Source organism: Paenibacillus sp. MMS20-IR301 (genome assembly GCF_032302195.1).
In the GTDB taxonomy this organism is placed as follows: Bacteria; Bacillota; Bacilli; order Paenibacillales; family Paenibacillaceae; genus Paenibacillus_AQ.
This window is the reverse complement of record NZ_CP135275.1, coordinates 3,072,352-3,085,894: the sequence shown is the minus strand read 5'-3', so window position 1 is coordinate 3,085,894 and position 13,543 is coordinate 3,072,352. Positions and strand designations below refer to the sequence as shown.

At 50.0% G+C, this 13,543-nt stretch carries 2 protein-coding genes; both read left to right on the top strand.

The window, feature by feature from the left end:
- Positions 1–173 precede the first annotated feature (173 nt).
- The gene (locus LOS79_RS13635) at positions 174–5,666 is read left to right on the top strand and encodes a hypothetical protein (protein ID WP_315420578.1); all 5,493 of its coding nucleotides are present in this window, start codon (positions 174–176) and stop codon (positions 5,664–5,666) included.
- Positions 5,667–5,693: 27 nt separating this feature from the next.
- Complete coding sequence (locus tag LOS79_RS13630) at positions 5,694–13,475, top strand: S-layer homology domain-containing protein (protein ID WP_315420576.1); 7,782 nt, start codon at positions 5,694–5,696, stop codon at positions 13,473–13,475.
- Positions 13,476–13,543: the final 68 nt, after the last annotated feature.

Genomic DNA, 13,543 nt, shown 5'->3' with positions numbered 1-13,543 from the left:
GAATGAATCGCAGATATGAAAATTAGGCTATTTAGAATTTATTTGTTTTTGTCCGCAGGAAAGCAGGCTGAAAGGAGAATGCAAGGCTAAGGGAGCATATACGAACTGCAGCAACACTTGCTAAGCGGCGGACGGAAAATGATGAATGAATAAGGGGGAGCGTCACATTGTTAATGAGCAGGAGATTGAAGAAGTATATCTCGCTAAGTTTGATCCTCAGCATACTGCTGTCATTAGTACCCGGCTCATGGAGCGGGCAGGCTGCGGCAGCGGGTGATGACTTTGAAGTACAGTTTCCAAACGGAAAACATGTCGGGAATTTGAGCTACGCTGCTGATAATACATTCCTTAACTTCTTTAGCGAAGTAGATGGGTTTGTACAGACGGAGAAAGACAAAGATGCCCAGTATAACTGGGAAGACGGGGACATCTACGCTGGTGTCAATGATAATGAAGCAACCGTCAGATTCGAGGTTCGTGTGGCAGATAATCCGATTCTGAAAGCCATGGCGCAGAGCGGACAAGCAGAGATGCTTACAGGCTTTTCGGTGCTGCGGCGTCACTCCGGGTTCATCTGGACACGTCATTCCGAGATTCAGGTGAGCATCGACGGAAAAATGCTGATCAATGAAAAAACCGGCAGCAGCCAAAGATATAATAAATCCGCTACTGCGCTTATTAAGCCTGACTCTGTAATTAAAATTTATGTATGGGGCGAAGGCGATGACGATGGTGAAGCAGCAGGGGTGCGCGGTTTCTACCTCAAATTCCAGGATTTGAAGCGCCCGGTGCTGAACAGCTATACGTTCACCGGTAACGGTGCGGAACGCTTGAACACCAACATTAATCAGAAAGAGCTCTATGTAAAAAGAGATGAGAATATTACACTCAGCTATAACTTTACGGAGCCGGTTCAGCCGAGTGCGATAGTATCTTCAGACTCTGACTATTTCCTGCGCCATAAACTGTTTATCAGTGAGGACGGGACCGGGCTGCCGGCTGCCGGACAGCAGCAGTATCTGACGAATACAACTTTCAATAATAACAATCTGACAAGCTATCAGAATAAGGTCAGCTATAAATATACAGGTGTGCCATTTCACAATAGCGGCAACCGGCCCTTGAGGCCCTTGATTACAGGTGAAACTGATGGCGGGGCGCAGATGGATCTGTCAATGGAAAATAAGTTAAAAAAAGCGGTATTCCGTGACGGGGCCGGGAATAAAGCAATCGTAAACCTTAATAATCTGCCAAGCAGCGGAAGTAATGATCACTTAAGCGGCAAAAATGTAAATCCGTTTGATTTCGACAGAGGCGGCTTCCGGGTGATCATCGATGCGGTGCGGCCGAAGTATTCCAAGACCGCTAACGGCATTCAGCCGGAGATTCTGACCAATGTCACGCTGAATAAGGGAGATGTCATCGATTTCACCCTTCAATTGACGGAAGAGGCCGTGATCAAAAACGGGTGGGATGAGAAGAAAACCTTCATCTTATTCAATAACGGAATGAAAGCCTATTATGTTACAGGCAAGAACACAAAAAACTGGACCTTCCGCATGACCGTGCCTGACGGGCTGGCTGTGGAAACGCCGTTGCTCAAAGCGATTGCCGTATCTAATGATGCTAAACCCGGTACTTTGCCTATCGAAATGGATACGGATGTTATCCAGGACTATGCAGGCAATCTGATGATTCAGCCGGCCAACTTTGATGGTACGCATGTGGAGGAAATCCTTCCATATGGTCAAGATGCCTCGCTTGCCAATTCCAAGATTGACTGGGCAAACCTGTTCATCGATAATACGAAGCCGATTATCAGTTACCGCTACGAGACAGGCGGTGCAAGCAATATTGAATACAAGAAAAAAGGCAAGATCACAATCGATGCCAATGATCCGTCCATTAAAGTACCTTCCCTTGATCCGACTATCGCAGACCGCGGAGCAGAGCGGCCGAGCCGCGGAATCTACCGTCCGTCCAATCTGAGCGGGGGAGCTTCTCCTTCGGTAGGTCTGGTGTACTACTGGTGGAGTAAGAATAAGGCTGATCCGTTTGCCACTGTGTCCGCAGATAATAACGCGGCACTCAAGCGGTACGCGCTTTCTGCCAAACAGCCGTCGGAGGAGCTGTATCCTGGAGATTTCGAGAATGTACAGCTGTCGGTAGTCAATAACAAAACAAACCTGCTGTCTCCTCCGCCTGAAGCGTTCGAGGCCGGAAACAGCGGTGAATGGTATTTACACACCTGGACTGCAGATATGACCTGGGATTCGGCACGGGAACTGATGCAGTATGAGAAGAAAAAAGCTTATGTCGCTAGCCATCAGGCGCAATATGAAGCCTGGAAAGCAGAAGCTGCCGGCTCGGAAGCGGATAAAATCTTCTATGCCGACAATCAGGCACTGGCAGCTGTCGGACAATATGGTGACCTGAGTGTCTGGAGTATTGCTGATTTCAAAAAGGATGATTCCAACTGGACGCATGAGGTTGGTATTCTCAAGCTGGATAACCAGGGCCCTACCATTAAGATGGCGGCTGAGGATATCGCCACTGTACAAGCACTTGTACAGGACCCGGAAAGCGGAGTCAAGGAGGTACAGTATCAGTGGGTGAAGGATGGCCAGGACACGGACAGTAACAGCTGGGCACCTGCTGACTACTCCGGAACAACCGTAACCCGTTCTACCTATGAAGATATCAATGAAGACGGTGCCTACTGGCTCTATCTGAAGGCAACAGACTATGCGGGTAATGAGACGGTCAAAACACCGCAGGAAAGAGCGATTATTGTAAGCTCCGAGGCGGCTGTTCCAACGAGCTTCACACCGGAAGCCAATCCGGATTATGTGAAGAGTCATGAAGTAACCTTCGAGATCAGTAAAGTTAAGCCTGGTTTCGTAGGCTATGCAATCAGCAGCAGCTCCATTCATCCGGATTCTGATAGTGAATATACCGGCATTCAGCAAAGCGCTAACCGGATGCAGTCGCGTTCAGCCGAGAATCTCCCGGAAGGCGGGGAGGAAGCAACAGAGCCTGTTGCTCCTGCAGCGCCGGATGTCACAACTGAACCGGAAGTTACCGCAAACATTGGACCGGTAGCGATTCTTAAGCTCTTATCCACAGGTCCTGCCGAACCTTCACTGACGCCGCTGGCGGCAGAAGAAACTCCGGCACCTGCTGCCAATGCAGAAGCAGCAGAAGGAATTTCCGTTCCGGAACCAGCAGCAATGAGTCTGAATACAACCGTAAGTGAAGCTACTTACAGCTATGTCATTCCGGCTGACCCTTTGGTGAACGGTACGCAATACATTCACCTTATGGTGAAGCATAGCGACAGAACCTACTACTACTCCAAAGCTTATTATTTTGACAATGAGGCACCAACAGTTACCTTTAGCATCAATTCGATAACTTATCCGCTTCCGGAACATAAGACCCGGGTGAACGTGTCGGAGTTCTATAGTACAAAGGGGCTAATAAGCAAATATCAATGGGTTAAAGTAGAGAAAGGTGCAGAAGTACCTGATCAAGCTAAATGGCAGGATGTGCCATCAAGCGGAACAGTATCCGTTGACGGCAAGGCATTGGAAGCTGGAGAAATTGCGGATTTCAAATTATATGTCCTTGCAACGGACGGAGCGGGCAATAGCTCGGTTACGGCAAGCACAGGAACCTTCAAAGTATCCGCATCTTCGAAACCGGAGACGCCGCCGGCTAACGCAGATTCTTCGCTCATCTATTTGTCAGGGGATGGAGAGGATGGCTACACAGCGATTGTGAAGCTTAGCCTCGTGACAGATGACAAAACGGGTTATGAATATTCGGTGTCCCCTGATAACGGGACAAGCTGGCTCAACTGGAAGCCGTATACCAACTTTGTAGCCGTGAAGGTTCCGACAGGAGATCCTGAGCAGCTGCAGGTATGGGTGAAATACAGAACACCAGGCGGTTTGATCAATGAGCCAGCCAAACTTGATATCAAAAACGCATCTACATCAGTACTGCCGGTTTATGCGCTTGCTGCACTTAGTACAACCGGACCGGTAAATGCCAAGGTTGGTGCCGATATTGAAATTACACTACCGCCGGGGATCCGCGTGATGCCTTCGAAGATCAACCCTTCGGAGCCTGTGCGTACTGGTAATAAATTCAAGATTTATGAGAATGGCTTCTACAGCTTTGATCTGACTGACCTCAGTGACACAACACGGACAGATACACTCTATCTGGTTGTGAAGAACATTGATGGAACCAACCCGGAAGGAACGGTTGAGTATTCCAACGAAGGCCAGACCAATAACAATGTAACCGCCTATCTCCAGAGCACCTCTGAGCCGGTAACCATTACGAACAACGGCGGCAAGAACTCCTACACCTTCAAAGAGAACGGCACGTTCATCTTTGAAATTAAGGACGCGGCCGGGAATATCAATACGGTTGAAGCCAAGGTCAAGAATATTAACAAAGAAGCACCGAAGGTGAAGGTTGTCCGCTCTTACCAGTATGGTACGAATGGCGGCAGCACGTTCAACACTGTAACAGATAACGGCGGAAATGTACTGTTCTCCACCGGAGTTACCTTAACGGTAGAGAAAGCAGACAATTCGGACAAGCAGATCAAGATTACCAGTCAGGACAAGAGCATTACTCTGACTGAGAATGGCACTGCCTCGTTCACTGTGATTGATAACTACGGCAATACGGCAGTTATTAAAGAGAAGGTTGATAATATTCTCTCCGCTTCACCGGAAGTCGGAAAGATAACGTATACCTTCGTGGATGCAGCTGGCGCAGCTGTTCCGGCTGATCGGATTGTAACGATCGGCGGACAGAAATATGCCAAAGGTAAAGTAAAGGTTACGCTGAGCGGTACCGTTACAGCTCCTAACAAGATGTTCTTCGGTGTCAGACCAATTCTGGACGGAGCAGCTTATACGAATCAGATCAGCGGAGCTGATGGAACGTTCAGCTACTACCGTACTTTTGAGAGCAACGGGTCTACAGTGGTTGCTATCTCTGATCTGCTGGGCAATGTGAACAAGGCTCCGGTTACCATTACCGGTCTTGATAACACACCGCCTGAGCTGACACTGAATAATGAAACAGCCGGTATTGCCCAGAACAAGAAAGACTTCAACTTCCGCACAGATCTCGGCGGCTTCACTGTTTCCGATAATGTATCGGCTGCAGCCGATGTGAAGGTGTCTATCAGCGGACTTGATCTCAGCAAGCTCGGACGCCAGCGTGTAGCTTACACAGCTGTTGACCAGGTAGGCAATGAGACAGTCGTTTACCAGGATGTAGTAGTCGTGAAGGATGGCGGCCTGCTTATCTTCGGTAATGATACCCTGATCTCTGCATCCTCCGGAGAGTCTGCATTGTTCAATACCAACACCCTTACGTTCAAGGTGACGGGTTATAACGTGATGAAGGTTGCCGGTGTAGATAAAGTCAACCAAGCAGGTACTTTCGATATTCTGTATTACCCTGGTCTATACCGCGAAGGGCAGCTGAAGCTTGTACAGGAGAAATTGACCTATAACGAACTCGTGAACAAACAGTTCAAGGTCACCTTCCCGAAAACAGGCTGGTACACCATTGTGGTGAGAACCCAGGAGCGTGACCGTGAATTCTCCACCTTCTTTATTGGCAACACGAAATAAATGAAAGATGAACAGGGGGAACACCAGGTGAAGCTGTTTAAACGCGTTACGGCGGTAATGCTCACATTAATCATGGTATTTCTGTCCACCTCCGAGAGCTTTCATGCCCTTGTGGAGGCGGCCAGCAGTACGAAAACAACCGTTATACAGAATAACTTTATTAAGGTTACTGTGGATAACGAAACCGGGCGCTATGGAATACGGACAGTAGATGGCCAGCCGATCCGTAAAAATGATAACAACGTAAATTTGCTGTTCCAGGGAGATGATCCGGAAACGTCGTTCACGACGTTCCGGATTGACGGAACGGATTATATTTACGGAAATAAGTACAAGTTCGATAACAGCCATTATTCAGAGACTACTGCACCTAAAGTGGTTGAAAATTCGAATGGAACTAAGCAGCTTGAGATGATCTGGAAGATTAAAGGCGTGGAGATTAAGCAGATTCTGCTGCTCTACACCGACAGCAAGGATGCTGTGAATTCCGGAAACGTCAATATCCGCTATGAAGTGAACAACCGGAGCAATGCACAGGTCCAGATCGGAAGCCGGATTCTGCTGGATACGATGGTCGGCGGAAACGACGGCCCGCAGTTCCAGATTGGCACAGCCTATAAGTCTCCGCTGCAGTTAGAGCGGAAGCTGGTGCATAATCCGGAGGCTGACGGCAATATTCCGGAAGAGGACAGAGCTTATTACAAAATTCCCGCTTACTGGGTAATGCGCGATAAGCTTGATCTTAGTAACCCGCAGGCAACCAATGTTGTAGCTTACGGCTTCAATAACTTTGCTGAACAGAACATTAATATTGTGGATGAAATGATTGTCGGGCACTGGAACGGCCTGGCTAACACGAAATGGGACTATCAAGTGAATCCGAACCTGGATTTCACCAGAGACACCAATGATTACGGCACGGCGGATTCCGCCGTTGCCTTCTACTGGAACCCGGAGAAGCTGGCAGCCGGAGGCTTCCAGAGCTTCGAGACGGTATACGGGCTAGGAGAACTTACGGCGCCTGATAAAGTATTCTCGATCCGCTATGTAGATCAGATTCAGCAGCTGGCTACTGCCCCCCTGTCAGCAGGGGAGAGCGTTCCGTCGAAATATGTGGATAACGGAGTTTTCACCGTCACAGCTGAGGTTGAGAACCTGCAGGCTTACAATATGGAGCATTCCAAGATCGAAGTGGAGATGACGCTCGAGAGCGGCCTCAGCTTCGTCAGGCAGGATGAGCGCGGCCAGGATGTTCTGGACGCAAACGGCAGGCCTGTCCTGGAGAATGACCGCAGCAAAATGCTGGAATTTAAAAAGTCAGCTACTCCGGAAGAAGCTGCTATGGGAATTGAGCCGAAGTACAAGCCGGGTGATGCTGTTACTGCATCTTTCCGCGTACAGGCTAAAGGCAGACCATGGCCGGTCACCAAGGAATACATGATCTCTGCACGAAGCCCTGAAACACAAGGTAAAATTGAGGGTGTCGAGGATGAAGGGATCAGAGCACAGTATGAATCTACACGTACAAACTTTATTCTGCTGCCGCCGGTAGGCGAAGCAACAGCTACGTATTCCTATTCACTGTCTCCGAAGGAGCTTTACAGCACAGATGTGAAGTATGTGACTGTGAACCTGTCGAACATTGAAGCCTACAATACAGGCAATGACACTACAGCACCGAACTTTGACCTGTTCCTGAAGAATAAGGCGAACGGGGACCGGTACAAGGTCAATGTGCAGGATGCGGTAGTTATGCAGCCGACTGACGACGGCTTCTCCGGCGCAATGCGGATTACGTACCGCGGCGGCGAACAGGTGGATAAGGGCGGCAACGTGCTGAAAAGCGGGCTTGGGCCTGATCTTCCGCTGGGTGAATACCAGGTAGAGATCGATTATAAAGGCGATGCCGGAGGCGATGAGGAAGTTGCAGCCCTCTATGATATCACGACTCCGCAATCCTTCCTGGTTACAGACAATAATGAAACGCGGATCCGCGAAGCCGGAATTATGGCACTGTACAGAGAGTATGTAGATGTCAGCGGCTTGTCAAACGGAGCTTCTGTGAAAGGTGATTTGCTGACTCAGCTGAATTCACTGTTCCCAAGCAAGCCTTTTAAAGACGGGGCATTCCTGTATTCCGCAGTTACCAGCTATAAACAGACCAAGGCACTCATCGGAGCGGCGAGCAAAGCGGTAGATCCTTCCTTTGATCTTAAGGAATTTATGGATGATGCGGCGCTGAAAAAGACTCCGATGTATACTTACAAATTGTTCGCATCGGAGCAGGACTTTGAGAAATTCCAAGAAGAGGTTGACTCGAAGGATGCGAAATACGACCGTGAGATCCTGGTTACGATCCGCGGGATGATCAAGCAGGTCGGTTCCGGTAAGGATGAGCAGGTCGTCGTCGATACCAAAACCGAACCGGCAATCATCAATGATGCAGTAGCGTATACGGGTAAGGATTTGGCTTTTGTCCGCGGTAAGCTGGATATCTTCGGGAAGTCCCAGCCTGCGGATATGCCGTTCCTTGATACCTTGTTCATCAAGGGGGATGGAACACTTAGCGTGGCGAGCAGCGGTTTCGTCTTCCATAAAGGGGAATGGACGCTTGACTTCTTCAACGGCTTCACCAAATCCCTTGGCGATGGCGGCTTCAATCCTACTAGTCTCAAAAAACCGTCAACTGCCAAAAAAGACAATGAATCGAAGCACAACCCTGAGGACAGCAGTCTTAACGGCAGTCTGAAGTGGGCCCTTGGCGCTGTCGGTGACAGATTGAATCCGTTACGCCAGATCATGATCGAGGATGTGTACTTTAACAAGCAGTCGCTGTTTGGAGCACCAAGCTTTGCCATTGACGGCTTTGGCTTCAGCTTCAATGACTTTATTCTCAGAGAAGGCGGTATCTCCTTCGGAGGTTCACTGTCCCTCAAGGTAGTAAGTGCTGAAATCAAGAATGTAATCTTCAATAGTGCAGGCTTCTACGGGGTGGATGCATCTCTCGGATTCGGCCTGGAGAATAATATGGGCTTGTTTGAACCGGCCAAGAAAAAGAAAGATGAACCGGAATCTCCGAGCGGAGAAATTACGATTAAGCATGTGGTTCAGGGCGACGGTGAAGGAAATACGTACGGTCTGAAGTTTGATGCACAGCTGAAGAACATGCTCGGAGTTCAGATTGAATTCGCACTTAAGAAGGTTAAGGACGGCCGGATTCTGCCGGATGTCATCGGCTTCGGGGCAACCCTGCCGTCTCCGGGTATCCTGATCACCGGGGCAACTTACCTGAACGAAATACGCGGTGCTGTCCGTGAACTGGCCGACACGATTGCCGGCGGTACTGCTGCTGATCCGTTCCCGTTGACGATTCAAGCAGGGGTAGGGCTCCGGTTCGGTATAGCTCCGGCTTACTTCTTCGGAGATATAGATCTGACGGTGAAACGCACGGGTCTCAAAATCGAAGGGAAATTGGATTTCTCGGCTGATGCAGATTCCGAACCGGGTGACCGCCTTCCAATGCTGACCAAGGCACTGCTCGAAGCGCAGTGGGTTACTCCATGGTTTGTACGGGTAGAAGCGGCAATGGATATCGGCGGCTGGGATATCATCATTGGTAAGGCGGGTATCTTCGTCGGACAGAACCTGGAGAAGAACCGCACGGACTTTGAAGGCTATATCGGCTCCAAAATACAGATACCGAACAGTGTTCCGGTTGTCGGCGGCATGCCGTTGTCCAGTATGTTCCTCGGTGTCAACAATGATAAGGTATGGGGCAGTATCGGTATTCTCTTCATTTCACTGGGCATTACCTACTATTGGAGCGGGGGCATTGAATTCGGTACTTCGAGTGATCAGCTGCCGGACGGCATGATTCAGCTCGTAGTGGATGATCCCGAGCTTGGGCCACGCCTGATGGTCATTGGTGAAGGAGTGGAGACACTCGCCACTTCGGCCGTGGCTGCTCCTGAGCAAGAGAATCAGGAGATTATCTACCGTGAAGTAGCAGAAGGTGTGAAAATCGTTGAGAACGGATCGGTTAATGTCGGCGTAGGCGGCATTACGGTCAAGAACGGCGGCAGAATCCATGAGATTGGGGTGGGCGCTGCAAGCGGCAATGCGATTATTGAAATGGAATACAGCAGTAAGGATATGCCGCAGTTCAAACTGCAGGATGCTGCAGGCAAGGATTACCCGGTAGTATTCGAAAGCTTCACTAACCCGGATAAGGTTAATCCTAACGCCAATGCTTTTACGCAATATATACCTGCCAGTGATAAATCACAGGACCCATCGAAGCTTAATGCTGAAGTGGATATCCGCAGAGCTTATGTTATTATCCCTGAGAATGAGGCTAAAAAAGGCGGTACCTGGAAGCTTACTGCAGTCTCGCCTGTGGAAACTAAGCTGATGAATGTACCTACCCTGCCTCAGCTCAGCGAAGTAAATCTCGCGAAGGATAACACGAATGCCAATAAATTCACAGCTTCATGGAAAGTTGCGAATGCAGCAGAGGGAGATACAGTGAACCTGTATCTGGCTGAAGATGCGGTGACTACAGAGAAGACTGTGATTGAAGGGCAGGAGGTGCTGTCACCGGGAGATCCGGGAATGCTGATTGCCAAAGATGTGCCGGTTGGTGCCGGAGGTTCTGTAAGTGGCGGCGTAACCAGCGGCAGCAAAGTCATTGATGTAACGAATGTAACGCTGATGGGCAATCCCGAGGATATCCGCGGGCTGCTCAGACAAGGCAACTACTATCTGCGGGCTGAGCTGAAATCGAGCGCAACCTTCGGCACGAAGACTTCTCCGCAGAAGTTCGAGCTGATTGATCCGCTTGCACCGCAGACAGTAAGTGATGTCTCGGTTGTACCTGCCGGTAACGGACTGTTCTCGCTCTCCTTTAAACCGGGAGCCAAGAAATCAGGACACAGCGGTTACGAACACAGCTTCGTAATTGATGCGCAGGCTGAAGTGAAAGGCAAGCTGGAGACTTATGCTCCATTTGGCGAAATCCTGTATACCGAAGATGAACTCCAGCCTTACTGGAATGCAGCAACTGGTAAATATGAAGGTATTCTGATCGGCGGCTGGAAGGCATTATCCACTTCGGATGAAGTGAATACAACCAGCCTTGAAGGAACGGTTACAGATGTGACCAAGTTGAGCTATGTCGGCCTGGAAGTCGGCACGGAGTATGTTGTTGGTGTTACTTCCGCAACAGTTCCGACTGCGGATGCTGACAAGAACCAGAACTACCATTATGCAGAGCGCCAGGACAGCAGCAAGAAGCTGCTGCCGGTTCCGAAGCTGCCGGATCTTAAGTTACCCGTAGAACTTAATAAAGGCACGGTGCAGGATACCGGAAACTACATTAACTTGTTGACAAGTGAAACGAAACAGAAGCTGACGCTAACTTCAACCCAGTCTAATGTGACGGTAGAAGTGTTCAATGCAGAGAAATCCATTGCGACGGTAGCGTTGATGAATAAGGCGGGCGGCGGAAGCGAAGGCATCCTGAATCTGGACCAGTTCCAGACAGACGGGCCGTTTGCTCTCGAACTGAGAGCCAGAAATACGGTAACTAAAGATATCTCGGTTACGATGCTGTATATGACTGTGGACACAATCGCACCGGTGCTGTATATCGATCAGCCGGTGACGGGTGACCGGACAGCGAACGGCGAAGTCAGAGTAGCCGGAACTACAACAACCGGAACCCTGCTCACAGCCAACTATACGATAAATGAACTGCAGACGAACGGAACTTATAAAGAAGTTGTGGTTCCCACGTCAATTAAGGTGGATCCACTGACGGGAAGCTTTGATGGAACAGTAAAAATCAACTCTGCTGACCCTTCAGTAGCACTTAGCATTGTAGCTGCAGACGAAGCCAAGAATCAGAATACAGCGGTTGTGGATATTACAAACGCTGGCTACAAGGTTCCGGTTGCCCTGGTTCTACAGGGAGCGGAGAAGCTGCTGCCAGGTGCGGTAGACACTGTGAAGGCCTATCTCAGGGTTTCAAAGGGCCTGGACAAAGACGGAAATGTGATCGTCGATGATTTCGGCAAGCCGGCATTTGAGAATCAGCCGATTACCGGCGAAGATCTGAAGAAGCTGACTTATACTGTTCCGGTAGGCGATGCAATTTCCTTGTCGCCAAACGGCAGTGTTACAGCACTTGCTACAGGCTCAAGCTTAATCGAAGCTGAGTATAAAGTATCAGAGGGTGTAACACTTCAGGGGATGCTTGTTTCAACAGTAGCTGTACCGAAACCAACGGACCGCGGGGATCTGACAGCCGAGTCTGATACGGTGTATGCCGACTCCGGACGGACCAGAATTACAGTTACGTCCTCAGGGGATATGACCGGACAGCAGATCGCATACAAGATCTACCGTTCCGGCGCAGTCCTGCCGGGCTTCAAGGAGAATGTCAGCTCATGGACGCTCCTGCCGCTGGATGGCATAATCAATGCTTCATCCGGTGATGTAATCGTACTGGCTAAGCGCACATCTACCGATAAGCTGGTTATGGCAGCAGGTCAGGTTACAGCCAAAGTATGGGCCAGCAGCGGTAGCGGCGGAGGAGGCGGCGGTGGCGGTGGCGGCGCAGCTGCACCGGGCAAGACCGAAGAGCAAGCTCCAGACACAGCCGCTCAAGTGACTGTCAACGGACAGGCAGTGAATGCTGAATGGAACGGGCTTACAGCAGTAATCCGGATTACGGAGAAAGAAGCGGCAGCAGACAGTGATATTACTGTAACTTCTGCAGATCCTGCTGCGGGCGCATTCAGCATTCATGTGGATCAGAATGTGGTACAGCAGGCAGTAACAGCCAAGAAAAAACTTATCATTGAAGTTCCAATGGGACGTCTGGTACTTGCTCCTGAGAATCTTGCCGCAGTGAAAGGCGAGCTTGTGGTAGGCATTGGGAAGAACGGTAGTACAGACCAGCAGGCAATGAAGGTTATTGCAGATCAGCAAGGCTTCTCGTTAATAGCGTCAGGTCAGGGTGTATCGGTTACGGCCAACCTGCCGGCAGGCAGCTGGACACCGGCACTTGCAGCGAAGATTGCTATTCCGTCGCCGGTTTCCGGCAAGGAAATTACAGCAATCGTGCTGAAGGATGCAGCAGGCAACTGGACTACAGTGCCATGGAAACTGGACAGCAGCGGTACAGCAGTTAATGTACAGCTGACCGGAGAAGGAAGTCTCTTCTTCATCCGCAACGAGAAGACCTTCAAGGATATGCCAGCAGGCTGGGGCAAAGAAGGAATTACAGCAGCTTCTGCTAAGCTGTTCGTCTTAGGGAAATCAGCGGACACCTTCGATCCGGCAGGCAAAGTGACCAGAGCAGAGTATCCGACGATCCTCTTGCGTGTTGCAGGTCTGATGAATAAGCAGGCAGCAGCAGCCGGGTTCAGCGATGTCAGCAGCAGCAGCTGGTATAACCGCAGCGTATCTATTGCGGCAGAGCTGGGTATTGTCACCGGATTCGCGGGCGGCAAATATGCGCCGCAGGATACACTGACACGGATTGAAGCGATGACGATGCTGGGCAGACTGCTGAATCTGGTCAATGCAGGCAGTGAGATCAGCGAGGCTGAAATCACTACGATTCTCGGAGGTTTTGCCGACAAGGATAAGATTCCGGCCTGGGCCAGACAAGCAGTAGCACTGAGCATCAAGAATGGCATTATCCTTGGTGAAGGCAATAAAGTGAATCCGTCCAATCCGCTTACGCGTGAGCAGGCGGCAGCAATTGCCATCAGACTTGATCAATTAATTACAGCCGGCCAATAAAAGAATGCCGCCCGTGCTTCCAGGTGAAGCACGGGCGCACTCTGCTGGAATTAACAATACTATTAGGT

Bases quoted from the DNA above. Each gene is read 5' to 3' on its own strand.
- LOS79_RS13635 (WP_315420578.1), top strand. From the start codon at position 174: ATGAGCAGGAGATTGAAGAAGTATATCTCGCTAAGTTTGATCCTCAGC.